The following is a 19,623-nucleotide window of genomic DNA, read 5'->3' on the forward strand; positions in this document are numbered from 1 at the left end:
CCACCCATGCCTTTACTCGAAGTCGAAGGGCTGGACGTGCGCTTCGCGCTGCGCCAGGGCGAGGTGCAGGCACTGCGCGACGTCTCCTTCTCCCTGGAGCGCGGTGAGCGCCTCGGCATCGTCGGCGAATCCGGCGCCGGCAAGTCGGTGGCCGCCTTCGCACTGCTCAACCTGATCTCGCGTCCCGGCTACATCCACGCCGGCAGTATCCGCTTCGACAATGAAGAGCTCACCCGCTACAGCGAGCGCCAGTGGCGTCGCGCCAGGGGCAATCGGATCTCGATGATCTTCCAGGACCCGATGATGACGCTCAATCCGGTGCTGACCATCGGCGCGCAGATGATCGAATGCCTGCGCGCCCACCGCAGGATCTCCACCTCCGAGGCACGCAAGCTTTCGCTCGCGCGGCTGCGCCAGGTGCAGATCCCCTCCCCCGAGCAGCGATTGGACCAGTATCCCCATGAGCTCTCCGGCGGGATGCGCCAGCGGATCGTGATCGCCATCGCCCTGCTGCTCGACCCCGACCTGATCGTCGCCGATGAGCCAACGACCGCGCTCGACGTGACCATCCAGGCTGAGATCATGGCGCTGTTGCTCGAGCTCTGCGAACGCCACAACGTCGGCCTGATCTTGATCACCCACGATCTCGGTGTGGTCAGCCAGGTGACCCAGCGGATGCTGGTGATGTACGCCGGTCGCGTGATCGAGTCGGGCCCGACCCGCGAGATCATCAACGATCCACAGCATCCCTACACCCAGGGGCTGATCAACGCGCTGCCGCAGATGACCCCACCGGGGCAGCGGCTCAACCAGATTCGCGGCTCGATGCCATCGCTCGCCCATATCCCGAGCGGCTGTGCCTTCCATCCCCGCTGCGATTTCGCCCAGCTGCCCGACGGCTCGCCCCGACCGGGCTGCCAGGCCCAGGTGCCGCCGTTCGTCGACTCCGGCAACTGCCGGGTCGCCTGCCACATGGTGCGTCAGATGCAACAGCTCGATCTCGAGGAGGCCACTCCATGAGCGCCAACCACGCCATCGCTACCGATGAAGCCGCGCCGCTGCTCGAGATCAAGGGACTGCGCAAGCGCTTTTCGCTCAGCGCAGGGCTGCTCGACCAGCTGCGCTTTCGCGGCGGGCGCCTGGTGAGAAACCACAAGTACGTGCACGCCATCAATGGCGTCGACCTCGAGGTCCGGCGCGGCGAAGCGCTGTGCGTGGTCGGTGAGTCGGGCTGCGGCAAGTCGACCGTGGCGCGCACGGTGATGGGGCTGATCAGCCCCAGCGAAGGCGAGATCCGCTATCGCGGAGAGCGCATCGACGGGCTGGCGCCGCGCGCCCTGCTGCCCTATCGGCGGCGGATGCAGATGATCTTCCAGAACCCCTACGCCTCGCTCAACCCGCGGATGACGATCAGCCAGACCCTGCAGGAGCCGATCCGTTTCCACCACCCCGACTGGGAGCGCCGGCGGGTCGAGGAGAAGGTAGTGGAGGTGATGGAGGCAGTCGGCATTGCCCCGGACTGGGGCAAGCGCTTCGGCCACGAGTTCTCCGGCGGCCAGCGCCAGCGTATCGCGATCGCGCGCGCGCTGGCGGTCGACCCCGAATTCATCGTTGCCGACGAGCCGATCTCGGCACTCGACGTCTCGATCCAGGCCCAGGTGCTCAACCTGATGATGGATGCCCAGCGTGAGCGCGACCTCACCTACCTGTTCATCACCCATGACCTCGCCGTGGTCGAGCATTTCGGCACCCGGGTGGTGGTGATGTACCTCGGCACGGTCTGCGAGGTGGCGCCCACCGCCGCGCTGTTCGCCACCCCGCGCCACCCCTACACCAGGGCGCTGCTCTCGGCGATTCCGCGGCTCAGCGACCATGGCATCGAGCGGGTACGGCTTTCCGGCGAGGTACCGACCCCGGTGGAGCTGCCCCCGGGCTGCGTGTTCCACGGTCGCTGCCCGATCGCCAACGAGCGCTGTCGCCGTGAGATTCCGCAACTGGCGCGCCATGGTGATACGCTGATCGCCTGTCACGCCGTCGAGGAGGGTCGCGATTGAGTTCCAGCACTCGAGCGACGGAGCGCTGAGCGATGGAGACCCGGTGGCTTGAGGACTTCGTCGTGCTCGCGCGAACCCGCCATTTCTCCCGCGCCGCGGAGCTTTCAAACGTCTCGCAGCCGACCTTCTCCCGCCGGATCAAGCTGCTCGAGGAGGAGATCGGCGCGCCGCTGATCAACCGCCAGAGCCTGCCGCTGTCATTGACCCCGGCCGGGGAGGAGTTCCTGGTGCTGTGCGAGCAGATCCAGGAGCGCCTGCGCCTGACCCGCGAGAGAATCCGCGCGATCGATGCCGGTGCGGAGCGCCGGGTACTGCTCGCCGCGCCCCATAGCCTGCTGGTCCACTTCGTCGACGAGTGGAGCCGCCGGCACCGGGTGCACGACCGGTTGACCCCTTATCTGCGTGCCACCGGCTGGCTGATCCGCGACTACTTCGACGCGCTGGAGCGCGGCGAATGCGAGCTGGCGCTGTGCTACTGGCCAACCCGGCGGATCGAGCCACCGCTGGATCTCGATGCGTTCGATTCGGTGGTGGTCGGCAGCGAGCGGCTGCTGCCGCTCAGTGCCCCTGACCCACAGGGCGCACCACGCTTCCGGCTGCCCGGCGAGCGCCGCCGGCCGCTGCCGCACATCGCCTTCCACCCTCGAGGACTGCTCGACGCCACGCTGCGCGCGCACCTCGGCGAGCAGCCGCAGCCCCCCTTCCTCACCACGCTCAGCGAGAGCATCCAGGCGGTCAACATCCTCGATCTGGTCAAGGGCGGCTACGGACTCGGCTGGCTGCCCGCCCGCACCGCCCGTGCGGCGCTGGCCAGCGGCGAGCTGGTCGCCGCTGGCCAGCGCGACTGGGAAGTGCCGCTCGAGCTGCGGCTGTTTCGCGCCAGACGCCCCCGAACCGACGCGCTAGAGGCGCTCTGGGCCGAGATAAGCACGCGCTGAGCCCAAGGCTCAGGCCTGCTTGGGCAGCAGGTGGGCGACCAGCCATTGACGCACCCGCACCACGAACTGCTCCTGGAACACCACGCAGAACAGCACCGTGAGCAGCAGGTAGAGCGGATACCAGGCGAGCGAGGTCTCGCCAGCGGCATCGAAACAGGCGCGCCACTCGCCCACCGCACACAGCGAGGGCTCTCCGGCCAGTACCATTTCGACCCGGGAGAAGATCAGGTAGAGCGGTACGTGTAGCGCGAACATCGGCAGCGAGGCACCGCCGAGCCGGGAAGCGATCCGCTGCCAGCGCGCCGATCCGGTCGAGGGTAGCTGCACGCAGAGAAACAGCAGGGCGAGCTGGGCCGGCAGCATCAGGCCGTTGTGCAGCAGGTAATAGGCCGCGCTGCCCTTGCCCCCGGTGAGCAGCCAGGAGGCGACCACGATCTCGACCACGATCAGCACCATCAGCGCCCCCACCATCGCCGACGAGAGCCCGAGCCCCGCCTCGCGACGGCGATGATAGAGCGCGCACAGCACGATACCGGCGAGGAACTCCGGCAGCCGAATCAGCGGATTGCGGTGCAGGATGCCGGTCTCCGGCACGCCGTAGCTGGTGGTCAGTATCACCACCACCGGCGGCACCAGGTAGATCAGGTTGAGCAGGGAGAGCGCCGGGAGCGGACGACGCAGCCCGCGCAGCCAGGGCCCCAGCAGCGGGAAGGTCAGATAGAAGAAGAACAGCGCCGAGATCGACCAGGACGGTGCGTTGAAGGTCAGGTAGTAAGGGTTCCAGGCATGGGTCATGGTCAGGTTCATGACCGCCGCCAGCAGCAGTTCGCGATTGTCGAGCCAGTGGAACAGCGATTCCGCCGGCGTATCGTTATTGGTGTCGTAGATCACGAAGCGAAACGAGGTATTGTCGACGTCCTCGGGGGTGAGCGCGAGCAGCGGCAGCACCACGAGGACCATCACGGTCAGCAGGATCGCACCAATATGGATCGGATAAAGATTGGAGATCCTCTTGGTCAGGAAGCTGCGGCTCGACTCGCGCATTTCGAAGCCCCCTCCCGAGCGGGCTTCGAGATAGACATGGGCAAGCAGAAAGCCCGAGAGCAGGAAGAAGGTACTGGTCGAGAAGAAGCCGATATTGGTGATGTAGGGCGCCCAGGGCAGCACATCCCCATAGTGGTGCAGGGTATGGAATATGACGATGTAGAAACCCAGCCAGAAACGCAGCCACTCGAGCGGAATGAATCGCTCCTTACCGGTCGAGGTCGTGACGGCGCTCTTCTTTCGCTCTTGCATGCCGATGGCGTCTTTTTCAATCACCATGAACGGTGGCTCTCCTTGCGGTACATGCTCTTCCCTGGCATCGGACCTGGGTAATCTAGGTATGGTACTTGCATCAAGAGGCTGCGCATGCCCCCGCCGGGGTCCATTGTCGCGGAACTCTGCGTCGCTTCAGTTGCCTTAAGGTGTCATTACGTGACGTCGCGTAGGCGCTTGCCGTCCGCTCTCGCTGCCCGCTCTCCAACGGCCGGCTGCGTCCGGCGCTCCATTACTCCATATCGCCTTGCCCAGAGCATCCCTTGGGCCAGCGCGAGACGAAGACGAACAACGGCTCAGGACCATTTCAGCTCGATACGATCGAGCGTGGATGGCTTTCGGACAGCGCCCAATGGGCCCGATACGCGTGGTAGCCCCATGGATAGAACCCAAGAAGCCTCTCGCCTTCCCGCCCTGACCAGGCGTGCGGCCACCGCGCTCGCGCTGCTACTGCTGACCCTTGCCCTGCTGCTTTCCGGTCCCTTGTCGATGCTCGCCCTGCAGCGCATCGACGCGGTGGCCGATACATCGATCGGCGTCGAGCGCACCAGCGCCGGGCTTGCGCCGTCTCCCGCCGACACGCCTGAGGCCGTGGTGCAAGTCTATGCGATCCGCCTCTACGACTGGCGCGGCGCCTTCGCCGTGCATACCTGGATTGCCGCCAAGCCGGCCAACGCCTCTGCCTACACCACCTATCAAGTCTATCAGTGGCGCACGCCCCACGTGAGCGTTTCCCAGCAGATTCCCGACCGCATGCGCCGAGGCACGGCCCCCATGCTGCTTGGCGAGACCCGCGGCCCCGCCGCCGAGCGCGCGATCGAGGAGATTCGCCGCGCCGTCGCCGACTATCCAGCGGCGAACCACTATCGCGCATGGCCAGGGCCGAACAGCAACACCTTCATCGCCTGGGTGCTACGTCGCACGCCGGATCTATCGGTGGTGCTACCGGCCACCGCAATCGGCAAGGACTACCCGATCGACGGCTTCCTCGCGCCTACCCCCTCGGGCACCGGCTACCAGCTCTCCCTCGCGGGCATGCTCGGCATGAGCTTCGGTCTGCACGAAGGCATCGAGTTCAACCTGCTCGGGCTCAACTTCGGCACCGACTTCCTCAACCCCGCGATCAAGCTTCCCGGCATCGGCCGCCTCGGCATGCCCGCCTACGCCGCCCTCGACGCAGTCCCGGCCAACGACACCGAGACCGGCGCCAATCCTTGAGTGCCGCCGCCCGATCCCTCGACTGGCGCCCCCATTGCCGTGTCGATACTCGACCTTGGCGCGTATGGCGCCGCTCGGGACGAACGGGCTTATCGATCCAAAAAAAAAACGACCCCGGCGAGCCGGGGTCGAGGGGCCTGCGCGCCAGGGCTCAGGCGGGAATGGCATCGGCCTTGGCTTGGCGGGACCAGACCCGGTGCTCGGCGAGCGCGCGCTCGAAGGCATCGAAGGCGGCGTCGACATCACCAGTGCTGATGCCATCTTCGCTGGTCGGTAAGCCCGCGGCGGTGAGCAGGCCGTCGGCATCATCGATCGCGGCGATCGGCTTGAGGTGCTTGTAGGCCTCGAGCAGGTAGTAACGCCCCTGCCCCGACGCCGCCAGCGCCTCGACGCTCTTCGCGCCGCCAATCACGATCACTCCATCCTGGGTCACCGACGGCAGCCCGTTGAGCATCGCATCAGGGGCAAGCTGCTTGCCGTCGTCGCCGGTGACCGGTGCCATCGAGGGTGCGATCAGGGTCGCCGCCGCGCCTTTCGCCTCGAGTTTTTGCACCACTGTGGCGAGCTGCTGGGCATCGAAGCCATCGCTGACCAGTACCGCCACCTTGCGGAACTTGATCCCATCGGGTTTGCGCGCCAGCAGACTCAACGCCGGGGAGGCATCGAGCGACGACTTGCCGAGCTCCTCTTTCGACGCGGTAGCGGCGGTCGGCGCCGGCATGCCGTGTACCTGCGCCACTCGCTTGGCCAGATCGAGGGAGATGTTCGGCAGGATCTCGTTGACCACCCGCTCGCGGATGAACGGACGGGTCACCTTGGAGAGCTCGAAGGCGTAGGCCTCGACGATATGCTGCTGCTCGGCGTCGCTCTGTGAATTCCAGAACAGGGTCGCCTGGGAGTAGTGATCATTGAACGAGGGGCTGCGCGCGCGCACCTTGTGTGCGTCGACCCGTTCGTAGACGCTCTCGAAGCCGCCGTTCTCGGCCGCGGCCGGGGTTTCGCGCGGCCAACCGTCATCGATCGAGTTCGGCTCGTAGGAGGCCTGGCCCTGGTTGATCGTCTGGCGATGGAAGCTGTCGCGCTGGTTGTTGTGCACCGGGCAGACCGGCCGGTTGATCGGGATCTCAGCGAAGTTAGGCCCGCCGAGCCGCAGCATCTGGGTATCGAGGTAGGAGAACAGCCGCCCCTGGAGCAGCGGGTCATTGGAGAAGTCGATGCCCGGTACCACGCTGCCCGGGTTGAAGGCGACCTGCTCGACCTCAGCGAAGTAGTTGTCCGGGTTGCGATTGAGCACCATCTTGCCGATCGGCGTGACCGGTACCAGCTCTTCCGGGATGATCTTGGTCGGATCGAGCAGGTCGAAATCGAATTTGTGCTCGTCCTCCTCCTCGACCACCTGGACGCCGAACTCCCACTCGAGGAAGTCGCCATTCTCGATGTCGTCGTGCAAAGCACGGCGGTGGAAATCCGGGTCACGCCCCCAAAGCTTCTGCGCCTCGTCCCAGACCAGTGAATAGGTGCCGGCGAGCGGTTTCCAGTGGAACTTGACGAAGCGTGACACACCCTGCTTGTCGATCAGTCGGAAGGTGTGGATACCGAAACCTTCCATCGAGCGATAGTGGCGCGGGATGGCGCGGTCGGACATGGTCCAGAGCACCATGTGGGCGCTCTCCGGCACTAGCGAGACGAAGTCCCAGAAGGTGTCGTGAGCCGATTGGCCCTGGGGGATCTCGTTGTGCGGCTCGGGCTTCACCGCATGGACGAAATCGGGAAACTTGATCGCATCCTGGATGAAGAATACCGGCATGTTGTTGCCGACCAGATCCCAGATGCCCTCGTCGGTGTAGAACTTGGTCGCGAAGCCGCGCACATCGCGCACGGTGTCGTTGGAGCCGCGCGCGCCCTGCACGGTCGAGAAACGCACGAATACCGGGGTGCGCTTGCCGGGATCCTTGAAAAGCCCCGCCTTGGAGAGCTTGGCCGCCGCTTCATAAGGCTCGAAGTAGCCATGCGCCGCCGCCCCCCTGGCATGGACGATGCGCTCGGGGATCCGCTCGTGGTCGAAGTGGTTGATCTTCTCCCGCATGATGAAGTCTTCGAGCAGCGTCGGCCCGCGATCACCCGCCTTGAGCGAGTTCTGGTTGTCGCTGATCCGCACGCCCTGGTTGGTGCGCAAGTCATGCCCCTTGGCATTGCTGCGCCAGCGCTCCAGCGCATCGTGCTTGCTATCCTCTGAAGTGGTGAAATCGGTATCGTGCGGGCCGTCACTATTGCGTGCAGTGATCGGCCCCGGTTGGGATGGCCTAGTCATCGGTCGACTCTCCTTGTTGGAACCTCGTCTATCGCCAGCGCCGCCCATCCCCTCCCTTCCCAGAGGGTCCATCGAGAAGGTGTCAGGTTCTCGACGGCGAACGGCTACGCCACCACTCAGCGTAGACAGCGCCTGCTAACGCCGCAAAAGACCTGCATGATTCTCGCGACGATTGGCCGTCATCCCCCGTTCGTCCCGAGCGGTGCCGATACGCGCGAAGGCCGAGTACCAGCATGGCAATGGGGGCGGCAGTCGAGGGATCCACCCTCGGCGCCGGGGCTGTGGTTCGAGACGCTCGTTCCTCGCTCCTCACCACGAACGGATGTCGAAGGGGCCTCGCTCCTCACCACGAACGGATGTCGAAGCGGCCTCGCTCCTCACCGCGAACGGATGTCGAAGGGGCCTCGCTCCTCACCGCGAACGGATGTCGAAGGGGCCTCGCTCCTCACCGCGAACGGATGTCGAAGGGGCCTCGCTCCTTTCCATGAACCCCCTCCGAGTTCTCCTCGACAGGGGGATGATCAGGGGGGAGATTGGGCGGTCGTCATATCGTTCTTCCTCAACTTTCAGGCAGAAGCATTTTGAGCTTCAGTCTGGATAGGCGTCACGGAGAACCCGAGCTGCTTGGCGAGTCGACGCATGGAACGTTGCTTGGTTTCCAGCGCCTGTGCCTCGTAGTACTGGAGTCCGTGTTCGACATAGTCCAATCCTTTGACCATGACGCGCCAGAACAGCGCCGCGAGTTTGCGCGCCAGGGCGATATTGGCGATCAATCCACCTCGGCGACCCGCCATCCGACGGTAAAAACCGCCCAGCGCAATGTGTTTGCTGCGAGCGAGGCTGCGGGCCATGACGCAAAACAGGCGCCCAGCACGATTACGCCTGCGCTTGGCCGAGCGTTGGCGCTTACCGCTCTGATGACTCCCGGGGGCCAGCCCGGCCCAAGCGGTGAAGTGTTTCTCGGTCGGCCACTGGGTCAGGTCGGTTCCCACTTCACCTATGAGTTGCAGGACGCTGTAGTCCGTATGGGCGGGAAGCACGGTGAGATCATTGCCTCCACACAGAGCCACCAGCATCGGATGCAGGTCATCGATCTGGGGTGCATTGGCACCGCCTCGCTTGTGCGCCTTGGACGGCGGCGACGTCGGAGGATCGACGTCGATCGAACGGAGCACCGCTTCGATCTGTTGGTCGCAAGCCCTGATCAAACGCTGGTAGTGCTCCCAGCTTTCCAGCGCCTGGCGCAACGCGAACAGATGCTCCTCGGCCCAGGTCCCTTGCAGAGAGGCTTTGATCCGTTCGGCCTTCTGCTGGCGGATCTGCACGTCGCACAAAGCCAGCAGTCGCTCAGGATCGCGTTCACCCTCGAGCATCGACCGGATCACCGCCATGCCGCTGCGGCCCACCAGGTTGCTGATGACATCGTGCAATTTGATGTTCATCCGCTCCAAGGCCTTCTGCAGATGCTGCACATGCCCTGCGGCCAGCGTGATGTGGTCCTGGCGCAGTCGCAGGTAATCCTGCAAGCGCCGGATCTCGGCTGGGGGCACGAAGCCTGCCCGCAAGAGTCCGTGCGCGTGCAACGTCGCTCCCCACTGGCAATCCTTCATATCCGTCTTGCGACCCGGCAGATTGCGGGTGTGCTTACCGTTGACCATCAGCACCTGTAGTTTCGCGGCTTCCAGCACGCTGTACAGGGGCAGCCAGTAGATCCCCGTGGCCTCCATGGCCACCGACTTCACCTTCTGCGACAACAGCCAGTCGCGTAGCTCATGCAGCTGTGCCGTGAACGTGCCGAATACCTTCGGCTCCCCCCCGGCAATCGACACATGCATCTGCTCGCTGCCGACATCCACGAAGGCTGCCAATGGATCCAATACCGGTAAGTGGGCCATCTTATAGCTCCTGGGAACGGGTCGATGGAGAAGGGGTTACCGCAAGCCCGGTCGTGTTCTGGGAAGACAAATCTTTCCAACGGGAAGCCAGGCTCACCATAATGCGCAGCAGCCCACGACCAGAGCCATTCTCACCACCGGGCACCCGGCACCAAAAGACATGCGGCCACGCTGCTTGCGGCAACACAGCCATGCTACTCGGGTTCAAGGTCCATGCGCAGTGCCATCGCGATGGCACAGGAGGCTCACCACGAACGAATGTCGAAGGGGCCTCGCTCCTCACCGCGAACGGATCAAAAGACCCGTTCGTCCCGAGCGGTGCCCGTACGCGCCACGGTCGAGCACCGGCGCGGCAATGGGGGGCGCCAGTCGAGGGACCCGTTCTCGGCGCCGGGCCGTGATGCTGGCCTACGAACACAACGAAAACGGGCCACCCAGTGGGTGACCCGTCGATCGTTCGGATTAAGGTTCAGACGAAATCGGCGATGCGCTTGTCGGCGTGCTGGCGATAGAGCGTCTCGACCCGGCGGCCGTAATCCTCGTCGGCGGCGTAGCACTGCTGGATCACTCGCTCGACGATCTCCACGGTGACACCTTGCAGGGTCGAGGCGAACACCGTGGCGATGCGATCCTTCTGCCCGTCATCGAACAGCCGGTAGAGATCGCCCGCCTGGGAGAAGTTATCCTCGTCCATGTTTTCGTGATAGCCGACCCACGCCTGCTCCTCGAGCGGCAATGGCGGCTCCTGGAAGCGCTTGTCGTAGACCGGTGCTCCCGCCTCGCCGCGCGCGTTGGGGTAGAAGTTGGTCGTGGAGTACTGCCCGCCCTCCTTCGACTCCCCTTCGCGGCGCTCGCCAAGCCCTGCCATAAAACCGTCGCGCTGGTAGTTGTTCACCGGCGCGAGCGGGCGGTTGACCGGGATCTGCTGGTAGTTGACCGTCAGCCGGTAGCGATGCGCGTCGGCGTAAGCCCAGAGCCGCGACTGCAACACCCTGTCCGGCGAGGCGCCGATGCCGGGCACGAAGTTCGATGGGCTGAAGGCGACCTGCTCGATCTCGGCGAAGTAGTTGTCCGGATTGCGGTTGAGCTCGAGCTGGCCGATTTCGATCAGCGGGAACTCGCCCTGCGGCCACACCTTGGTGAGGTCGAACGGATTGATCCGGTAGTGCTTGGCTTCTTCTTCGCTCATCAGCTGGATCTTCACCGTCCAGCTGGGGAACTCGCCCTTCTCTATATGGGTGAACAGATCATGCTGGTGATGGGCAGGATCGAGGGAGAGCGCCTCTTCGTCGGTGACGTTCTTGATGCCCTGGTTGGTCTTGAAGTGGAATTTGACCCAAACCCGCTCACCGCTGTCGTTCCAAAGACTCAGCGTGTGGGAGCTGAATCCGTGCATGTGGCGGTAGCTATAGGGGATGCCTCGGTCGGAAAGCAGGATCGTGACCTGGTGGAAGGACTGCGGATGCAGCGCCCAGAACTCCCAGCGGTTCTGCCAGTTGACCAGATTCGAGCGAGGATCCTTCTTCTGGGTGTGGATGAAGTCGGGGAATTTGCTCGGCTCGCGGATGAAGAATACCGGGGTGTTGTTGCCGACCATGTCCCAGTTGCCTTGCTCGGTGTAGAACTTGACCGAGAAGCCGCGCACGTCGCGCAGGTTGTCGGCGCTGTCCTGCCCGCCAGCAACGGTGGAGAAACGCGCCACCACCGGCGTCTCCTTGCCGATGCCCTGGAGAAAATCGGCGATGGTCAGATCCGACAAATCCCGGGTCAGGCGGAAAGTACCGAAGGCGCCGCTGCCGCGGGCGTGCACTACTCGCTCGGGAATCTGCTCGCGGTTGAAGTGGGCGAGCTTTTCGAACAGCCGCCAGTTGTCGAAAGTCAGTGGGCCACGCGGGCCGGCGGTGAAACTGGCGTCGTCGTTGGGCACCGGGGCGCCATTCCCGGTGGTGTAGCGTGTGCGCTCGGACATCCTCGTCTCCTCGTTCTTCTCATCAAGTGGGCCAAGTGAAACGCTACCCCAAGAACGGAGGGAGACTAAATTGATCCATTCGATACGCCCGATTCATATGATCAATCGATCGAAACAAAAAAGAAGATAGCTATAAACGATAAAGGACCGCCCCCAAAAGGGGACGGTCCTCATCAGGCCTATCGATCTGGCCTTCGCGCCTACCTCTGTCGGGAAGGCGAGGTCAGATCTTGCCCTTGCCTCCTCGCACCAGCGAGACGATCCAGAGCAGGATCACCGCGCCGATCACCGCGGTGACCAGCGACCCGATCAGCCCACCGTTGCCGGAAAGCCCGAGCAGCCCCAGGGCCGCACCGCCGATCACTGCACCGACGATGCCGACGATGATGTTACCGATCACGCCGAAACCACCGCCGCGCATGATGTTGCCAGCGATCCAGCCGGCGACGCCGCCGATGATCAACCAAAGAATTATGCCCATGCCGTTCCCTCCTTGAGTGCGAAGCCGCATACGTCCCTAACGCGCCGGTCGAACTGCGAATCTGCGCGATTCGAACTACTCGGCTGCGCCCCGATCCCCACGACCGGTTCTTAGACTCTAGAACATCTCAGTGATTTTGCCCGTCTTCCTGGCAAAACAACGCCCACCGTCCATGCGAGCGGCGACGCTTTGGTATATCGTCGGCGTAGCCGACGCGCCGTCACGCGCCGTGCGATTTCGTTCACCAGTGGGGAGAAGTATGGCGCTGACGCTGCCTAGGGACATGGGCGACATGATCGAGCGCGGCTTCGACCGCCGCTTGCGGCTCGCGGTGACCGGTCTTTCCCGCGCCGGCAAGACCGCGTTTCTGACCTCGCTGGTCAACCAGCTGCGCCACGCCGGTCTCGACGCGCGGCTGGACCTGATGAAGACGGCCCGCGAAGGGCGCCTGCTCGGCGCCCAGCGCATCGAGCAGTCCGATCTTTCGATTCCCAGCTTTCCGTATGACGAGGCGATCGAAGCGCTCTCGCTCTCTCCGCCCGAGTGGCCAAGGCCGACTCGGGGAATCAGCGAACTGTGCCTTTCGATCCGCTACCGTACCGCGCTGCCTGGTCGCGCGCTGTTCAAGGCCCAGCGCACCCTGACCCTCGACCTGGTCGACTACCCCGGCGAATGGCTGCTCGACCTGCCGCTGCTGGAGCTCGACTATCCCCAGTGGTGCGAACGAATGACGCGCCTGCAAGGCCCGGCCCGCCGCGCCTATGCGGCGGATTGGCTCTCAGCGGTACAAAGGCTCGCGGTCGACCAGAGCGTCGATGACCGAGAGCTCGCCGAACTGGCGGCGAGCTATGCCGAGTCGCTCAAACGGGCGCGCGCGGAGGGCGGGTTCAGCTATGTCCAACCCGGGCGCTTTCTGCTCCCGGGCGATCTCGAGGGCGCACCGGTTCTGCAGTTCTTCCCACTGCCCGGGATCAAGGCCGAAGACCGTGCCCGCCTCGCCAGGCTGCCCGCGGGCAGCCTGTACAAGATTCTCGAGCGCCGCTTCGAGCACTACAAGCGCCACGTGGTGATGCCCTTTTACCGTGATCACTTCCGCCGCTTCGATCGCCAGGTGGTGCTGGTCGATGTGCTATCGGCCCTGAATGCCGGTGCCGAAGTGTTCAACGACATGCGCATGACGCTGGGCGATTTGATGAAGAGCTTTCGCTTCGGCGGCAACGGCACGCTGAGGCGACTGTTCAGCCCGCGCATCGACCGTCTATTGATCTGCGCGACCAAAGCCGACCACGTCACCCCAGAGCAGCATCCGAAGCTGCTCGCACTGCTCGAACAGCTGCTCGACGAGCCGATCAAGGACCTGCGCTATCTCGACGTGCCGGTCAAGGCGCTATCGCTGGCCTCGATCCGCGCCACCGAAACGCGCACCATCGAACGAAACGGTCAGCGCCAGCCCGTGCTGTACGGCACCCTGCTCGACGAGCCTGGTGACCAGCCCGCGCTGATCTTCCCAGGCGAAGTGCCCGACCGGCTGCCGGAGGAGGCGTTCTGGCATCGCCAGGGGTTCTCGTTCAGCGCCTTCCGGCCGCTCCCCCATCGTGATGCGCTGCCGCACATCCGCATGGATGCCGCGCTGGACTGGCTGCTCGGAGACAAACTGCGATGAACGACCGCCGATCAGCCTCATCCGACACCCGCCTGCGCCCGCCCGAGCGTTTCGATGCCACGGACGAGATGCCGCAGCACGATCCTCGGCCGATGCTGCGTTTCGATGCCGATACCGACAGCCAACCGCTGGACGAGACCTTGCCCGATGGCGTCGAGAGCGCCCTCGACCGGGCGCTTGCGCGGCCGCGCAAGCGCCGCTGGGGGCTGCTGGTGCTGGTCGGTGGCGCACTTGCGGTAGGCGTGGCGCAGAGTGCGATGCAACTGGTCGACGCCTGGCGACTCGGCGAGTGGCTCGCCGGCGCCTGGGGCGCGCTCGGCGTGCTCGGCGGCTGGCTGCTGGCTGGCGCACTCGGCCGCGAGCTGGGCAAGCTCAGGCGGCTGCGTCGACACAGCCAGCTACGCCAGGCCCTGATCGATGAGAGCCCCGAGCCCTTCGCACTTTGCGACCGGCTGCGCCGCCAGATGGGGCTCGCCGACGACGACCCGCACTGGCGCGCTTTCACCCTCGCCCACCAGCAGCATCATAGCGACGCCGAGACCCGCACCCTGTTCGCCCACCATGTGCTCGCTCCTCGCGACCGCAAGGCCCGCGGGTTGATCACCCGGATGGCGAGCGAATCGGCGCTGATGGTCGCGGTGAGCCCCTCTACGCTGCTCGACATGGGGCTGATCGCCTGGCGCAACCTCTACATGATCGACCGCCTGGCGCGGCTCTACGGTCTCGAGCTCGGCTATGCCTCGCGGCTGAAGCTCTTTCGCACCGTACTCGCCAACATGGCCTTCGCCGGCACCAGCGAATTCATCGCCGACGCCGGCATGGATATGCTCTCGATGAACCTGCTCGAACGGCTCTCGGCGCGCGCCGCCCAAGGCATGGGCAGCGGCCTGCTCACCGCACGGCTCGGCCTGCGCACCATTCGCTTGCTGCGCCCGCTGCCGTTCGAGGAGAATCAGGCCCCGCGGCTGGCCGACCTGCGTCGAGAGCTGTGGACGCAGCTCAAGCGGCTCGATCGCGACGGACGAGCGACGCGCGACGGCAATGACGGCTAGCCCAAGGCGCTTTCGCTGTCGCCTAGACCTTGGACGTACTTCCCAAGCGCGAAACTTTCTGCCACGGTGAGCGGCCATCGCTGCCGACCGAGCGGGCCCGCCAAGATTGCCGTCCCGCGCACAGGCTCGCGTATGAAAAGCGCGGTCTCCGCGAGGAGGCGTGTCAACCGTGACCGAGGCGACCACACGGCCCATGCAAGATCATCCTACGAACAGCCCCTACATGCGCTTCTCCCGCGAGCAGTGGGCGCAGTTGCGCAACTCCGTGCCGATGACGCTGAGCTTCGACGAGATCAAGGCGCTCAAGGGGATCAACGAGGAACTTTCGATCGAGGAAGTGGCGGAGATCTATCTGCCGCTCGCCCGCCTGCTGAACTTCTACATCAGCTCGAATCTTCACCGCACCGCTGCTCTGGATCAGTTCCTCGGCACCCGTGAACGCCGCCCACCCTATGTGATCGGCATCGCCGGAAGCGTCGCGGTAGGAAAGAGCACCACCGCCCGCGTACTCCAAGCGCTGCTGAGCCGCTGGCCCGAGCACCGCCGCGTCGAGCTGGTCACTACCGACGGTTTCCTGCACCCCAACCGCGAGCTCGAGGCCCGCGGGCTGATGAAGAAGAAGGGCTTCCCGCCCTCCTATGACATGCACCGGCTGGTGCGCTTCGTTTCCGAGCTGAAGGCCGGTACGCCTCACCTCGAGGTGCCGGTCTACTCGCACCTGGTCTACGACATCGTCTCCGACGATCTGAAAGCGATCGAGCACCCCGATATCCTGATCCTCGAAGGGCTCAACGTGCTGCAAAGCGGCATGGACTACCCCGAGGATCCGCACCATGTGTTCGTCTCCGACTTCGTCGACTTCTCGATCTACGTCGATGCCTCGATCGATCAATTGCGCAGCTGGTATGTGAAACGCTTCATGAAACTGCGCCAGAGCGTGTTCTCCAATCCCGGCTCCTACTTCCACACCTATGCACAGCTCAGCGACGACGAAGCCATCGCCACCGCTGAACGGATCTGGAGCGAGATCAACGAACGCAACCTGGTCGAGAACATCCTCCCCACCCGCGAGCGCGCCAGCCTGATCCTGACCAAGGGTGACGCCCACGCGGTCGAGCAGGTGATGCTGCGCAAGTAGCCCCGCTCATAACTGACCGGCGCCAGTCGAGGGACCATGTGGCGGCGCCAAGGCCGTGGTTCGAGACGCATCCGAGCACCCTGAGCGAGCGCAGTGAGCCGAAGGACACGAACAGGCCAACAAACCCGTTCGTCCCGAGCGGCGCTATACGCGCCAAGGTCGAGCCCCGGCTCGGCAACGGGGGCGCCAGTCGAGGGATCGTGCGGCGGCAGTGAGGCCGTGGTTCGAGACGCTCGTTCTTTCCATGAACCCCCTCCGAGTTCTCCTCGACAGGGGGATGATCAGGGGGGAGATTGGGCGGTCGTCATATCGTTCTTCCTCAACTTTCAGGCAGAAGCATTTTGAGCTTCAGTCTGGATAGGCGTCACGGAGAACCCGAGCTGCTTGGCGAGTCGACGCATGGAACGTTGTTTGGTTTCCAGCGCCTGTGCCTCGTAGTACTGGAGTCCGTGTTCGACATAGTCCAATCCTTTGACCATGACGCGCCAGAACAGCGCCGCGAGTTTGCGCGCCAGGGCGATATTGGCGATCAATCCACCTCGGCGACCCGCCATCCGACGGTAAAAACCGCCCAGCGCAATGTGTTTGCTGCGGGCGAGGCTGCGGGCCATGACGCAAAACAGGCGCCCAGCACGATTACGCCTGCGCTTGGCCGAGCGTTGGCGCTTACCGCTCTGATGACTCCCGGGGGCCAGCCCGGCCCAAGCGGTGAAGTGTTTCTCGGTCGGCCACTGGGTCAGGTCGGTTCCCACTTCACCTATGAGTTGCAGGACGCTGTAGTCCGTATGGGCGGGAAGCACGGTGAGATCATTGCCTCCACACAGAGCCACCAGCATCGGATGCAGGTCATCGATCTGGGGTGCATTGGCACCGCCTCGCTTGTGCGCCTTGGACGGCGGCGACGTCGGAGGATCGACGTCGATCGAACGGAGCACCGCTTCGATCTGTTGGTCGCAAGCCCTGATCAAACGCTGGTAGTGCTCCCAGCTTTCCAGCGCCTGGCGCAACGCGAACAGATGCTCCTCGGCCCAGGTCCCTTGCAGAGAGGCTTTGATCCGTTCGGCCTTCTGCTGGCGGATCTGCACGTCGCACAAAGCCAGCAGTCGCTCAGGATCGCGTTCACCCTCGAGCATCGACCGGATCACCGCCATGCCGCTGCGGCCCACCAGGTTGCTGATGACATCGTGCAATTTGATGTTCATCCGCTCCAAGGCCTTCTGCAGATGCTGCACATGCCCTGCGGCCAGCGTGATGTGGTCCTGACGCAATCGCAGGTAATCCTGCAAGCGCCGGATCTCGGCTGGGGGCACGAAGCCTGCCCGCAAGAGTCCGTGCGCGTGCAACGTCGCTCCCCACTGGCAATCCTTCATATCCGTCTTGCGACCCGGCAGATTGCGGGTGTGCTTACCGTTGACCATCAGCACCTGTAGCTTCGCGGCTTCCAGCACGCTGTACAGAGGCAGCCAGTAGATCCCCGTGGCCTCCATGGCCACCGACTTCACCTTCTGCGACAACAGCCAGTCACGTAGCTCATGCAGCTGTGCCGTGAACGTGCCGAAGACCTTCGGCTCCCCCCCGGCAATCGACACATACATCTGCTCGCTGCCGACATCCACGAAGGCTGCCAATGGATCCAATACCGGTAAGTGGGCCATCTCATAGCTCCTGGGAACGGGTCGATGGAGAAAGGGTTACCGCAAGCCCGGTCGTGTTCTGGGAAGACAAATCTTTCCAACGGGAAGCCAGGCTCACCATAATGCGCAGCAGCCCACGACCAGAGCCATTCTCACCACCGGGCACCCGGCACCAAAAGACATGCGGCCACGCTGCTTGCGGCAACACAGCCATGCTACTCGGGTTCAAGGTCCATGCGCAGTGCCATCGCGATGGCACAGGAGGCTTTCCATGAACCCCCTCCGAGTTCTCCTCGACAGGGGGATGATCAGGGGGGAGATTGGGCGGTCGTCATATCGTTCTTCCTCAACTTTCAGGCAGAAGCATTTTGAGCTTCAGTCTGGATAGGCGTCACGGAGAACCCGAGCTGCTTGGCGAGTCGACGCATGGAACGTTGTTTGGTTTCCAGCGCCTGTGCCTCGTAGTACTGGAGTCCGTGTTCGACATAGTCCAATCCTTTGACCATGACGCGCCAGAACAGCGCCGCGAGTTTGCGCGCCAGGGCGATATTGGCGATCAATCCACCTCGGCGACCCGCCATCCGACGGTAAAAACCGCCCAGCGCAATGTGTTTGCTGCGAGCGAGGCTGCGGGCCATGACGCAAAACAGGCGCCCAGCACGATTACGCCTGCGCTTGGCCGAGCGTTGGCGCTTACCGCTCTGATGACTCCCGGGGGCCAGCCCGGCCCAAGCGGTGAAGTGTTTCTCGGTCGGCCACTGGGTCAGGTCGGTTCCCACTTCACCTATGAGTTGCAGGACGCTGTAGTCCGTATGGGCGGGAAGCACGGTGAGATCATTGCCTCCACACAGAGCCACCAGCATCGGATGCAGGTCATCGATCTGGGGTGCATTGGCACCGCCTCGCTTGTGCGCCTTGGACGGCGGCGACGTCGGAGGATCGACGTCGATCGAACGGAGCACCGCTTCGATCTGTTGGTCGCAAGCCCTGATCAAACGCTGGTAGTGCTCCCAGCTTTCCAGCGCCTGGCGCAACGCGAACAGATGCTCCTCGGCCCAGGTCCCTTGCAGAGAGGCTTTGATCCGTTCGGCCTTCTGCTGGCGGATCTGCACGTCGCACAAAGCCAGCAGTCGCTCAGGATCGCGTTCACCCTCGAGCATCGACCGGATCACCGCCATGCCGCTGCGGCCCACCAGGTTGCTGATGACATCGTGCAATTTGATGTTCATCCGCTCCAAGGCCTTCTGCAGATGCTGCACATGCCCTGCGGCCAGCGTGATGTGGTCCTGACGCAATCGCAGGTAATCCTGCAAGCGCCGGATCTCGGCTGGGGGCACGAAGCCTGCCCGCAAGAGTCCGTGCGCGTGCAACGTCGCTCCCCACTGGCAATCCTTCATATCCGTCTTGCGACCCGGCAGATTGCGGGTGTGCTTACCGTTGACCATCAGCACCTGTAGCTTCGCGGCTTCCAGCACGCTGTACAGAGGCAGCCAGTAGATCCCCGTGGCCTCCATGGCCACCGACTTCACCTTCTGCGACAACAGCCAGTCACGTAGCTCATGCAGCTGTGCCGTGAACGTGCCGAAGACCTTCGGCTCCCCCCCGGCAATCGACACATACATCTGCTCGCTGCCGACATCCACGAAGGCTGCCAATGGATCCAATACCGGTAAGTGGGCCATCTCATAGCTCCTGGGAACGGGTCGATGGAGAAAGGGTTACCGCAAGCCCGGTCGTGTTCTGGGAAGACAAATCTTTCCAACGGGAAGCCAGGCTCACCATAATGCGCAGCAGCCCACGACCAGAGCCATTCTCACCACCGGGCACCCGGCACCAAAAGACATGCGGCCACGCTGCTTGCGGCAACACAGCCATGCTACTCGGGTTCAAGGTCCATGCGCAGTGCCATCGCGATGGCACAGGAGGCTCACCATGAACGGAAGTGGGCGTGCC

The 19,623-nt window shown here is 64.0% G+C and carries 14 protein-coding genes; 7 read left to right on the plus strand and 7 right to left on the minus strand.

Translation table 11 applies throughout. From position 1 onward, the window contains the following. The first annotated feature begins 6 nt into the window (after nt 1–6). From A5892_RS13910 to A5892_RS13920, 3 genes are read left to right on the plus strand one after another with little or no spacing between them, the layout of a single operon-like run. Nucleotides 7–1,020 (plus strand): ABC transporter ATP-binding protein, encoded by a 1,014-nt coding sequence (locus tag A5892_RS13910; RefSeq protein WP_064123307.1) that lies wholly within the window; start codon nt 7–9, stop codon nt 1,018–1,020. Further along, on the plus strand, nt 1,017–2,054 hold the full coding sequence (locus tag A5892_RS13915; RefSeq protein ID WP_064123308.1) for an ABC transporter ATP-binding protein: 1,038 nt from the start codon (nt 1,017–1,019) through the stop codon (nt 2,052–2,054). The genes A5892_RS13910 and A5892_RS13915 overlap by 4 nt, the downstream gene beginning before the upstream one ends. 32 nt (nt 2,055–2,086) lie before the next feature. After that, nucleotides 2,087–2,992 (plus strand): LysR family transcriptional regulator, encoded by a 906-nt coding sequence (locus A5892_RS13920; protein ID WP_064123309.1) that lies wholly within the window; start codon nt 2,087–2,089, stop codon nt 2,990–2,992. Between the two features lie 9 nt (nt 2,993–3,001). On the opposite strand, the gene A5892_RS13925 is transcribed toward A5892_RS13920, so the two are convergent. Then, complete coding sequence (locus A5892_RS13925; RefSeq protein ID WP_223302674.1) at nt 3,002–4,315, minus strand: acyltransferase family protein; 1,314 nt, start codon at nt 4,313–4,315, stop codon at nt 3,002–3,004. Between the two features lie 372 nt (nt 4,316–4,687). Here A5892_RS13925 and A5892_RS13930 point away from each other — a divergent pair, with 372 nt between their 5' ends. Further along, nucleotides 4,688–5,527 (plus strand): DUF3750 domain-containing protein, encoded by an 840-nt coding sequence (locus A5892_RS13930; protein WP_064123310.1) that lies wholly within the window; start codon nt 4,688–4,690, stop codon nt 5,525–5,527. A gap of 151 nt (nt 5,528–5,678) precedes the next feature. Here A5892_RS13930 and katE read toward each other — a convergent pair whose 3' ends face one another. The 4 genes from katE to A5892_RS13950 all read right to left on the minus strand — a co-directional run bounded on the left by katE (nt 5,679) and on the right by A5892_RS13950 (nt 12,183). Next, the gene (gene katE, locus A5892_RS13935) at nt 5,679–7,910 is read right to left on the minus strand and encodes a catalase HPII (protein ID WP_317627700.1); all 2,232 of its coding nucleotides are present in this window, start codon (nt 7,908–7,910) and stop codon (nt 5,679–5,681) included. Nucleotides 7,911–8,404: 494 nt separating this feature from the next. Beyond that, entirely contained in the window at nt 8,405–9,733 is a 1,329-nt protein-coding gene (locus A5892_RS13940) for an IS110 family transposase (protein WP_064122123.1), read from the minus strand. A gap of 469 nt (nt 9,734–10,202) precedes the next feature. Then, entirely contained in the window at nt 10,203–11,702 is a 1,500-nt protein-coding gene (locus A5892_RS13945; RefSeq protein ID WP_064123311.1) for a catalase, read from the minus strand. A 223-nt stretch (nt 11,703–11,925) separates the two neighbouring features. Then, nucleotides 11,926–12,183 (minus strand): GlsB/YeaQ/YmgE family stress response membrane protein, encoded by a 258-nt coding sequence (locus A5892_RS13950; RefSeq protein ID WP_027351791.1) that lies wholly within the window; start codon nt 12,181–12,183, stop codon nt 11,926–11,928. A gap of 259 nt (nt 12,184–12,442) precedes the next feature. Here A5892_RS13950 and A5892_RS13955 point away from each other — a divergent pair, with 259 nt between their 5' ends. The 3 genes from A5892_RS13955 to coaA all read left to right on the plus strand — a co-directional run bounded on the left by A5892_RS13955 (nt 12,443) and on the right by coaA (nt 16,036). Next, nucleotides 12,443–13,846: a YcjX family protein gene (locus A5892_RS13955; RefSeq protein WP_064123312.1), complete on the plus strand. Its 1,404-nt coding sequence runs from the start codon at nt 12,443–12,445 to the stop codon at nt 13,844–13,846. Beyond that, nucleotides 13,843–14,898, plus strand: coding sequence for a YcjF family protein (locus A5892_RS13960; protein WP_064123313.1), 1,056 nt, complete (start codon nt 13,843–13,845; stop codon nt 14,896–14,898). The genes A5892_RS13955 and A5892_RS13960 overlap by 4 nt, the downstream gene beginning before the upstream one ends. Nucleotides 14,899–15,091: 193 nt before the next feature. Further along, a complete protein-coding gene (gene coaA / locus A5892_RS13965; RefSeq protein ID WP_064124522.1) occupies nt 15,092–16,036 on the plus strand; it encodes a type I pantothenate kinase in 945 nt (314 codons plus the stop codon). 326 nt (nt 16,037–16,362) lie between these two features. Here the strand turns inward: coaA and A5892_RS13970 are convergent, their stop codons facing one another. Both A5892_RS13970 and A5892_RS13975 read right to left on the minus strand, forming a co-directional pair. Continuing rightward, a complete protein-coding gene (locus tag A5892_RS13970) occupies nt 16,363–17,691 on the minus strand; it encodes an IS110 family transposase (RefSeq protein ID WP_064121411.1) in 1,329 nt (442 codons plus the stop codon). Between the two features lie 332 nt (nt 17,692–18,023). Continuing rightward, nucleotides 18,024–19,352 (minus strand): IS110 family transposase, encoded by a 1,329-nt coding sequence (locus tag A5892_RS13975; protein ID WP_064121411.1) that lies wholly within the window; start codon nt 19,350–19,352, stop codon nt 18,024–18,026. Nucleotides 19,353–19,623: the final 271 nt, after the last annotated feature.

This window comes from Halotalea alkalilenta (genome assembly GCF_001648175.1).
Lineage (GTDB): Bacteria > Pseudomonadota > Gammaproteobacteria > Pseudomonadales > Halomonadaceae > Halotalea > Halotalea alkalilenta_A.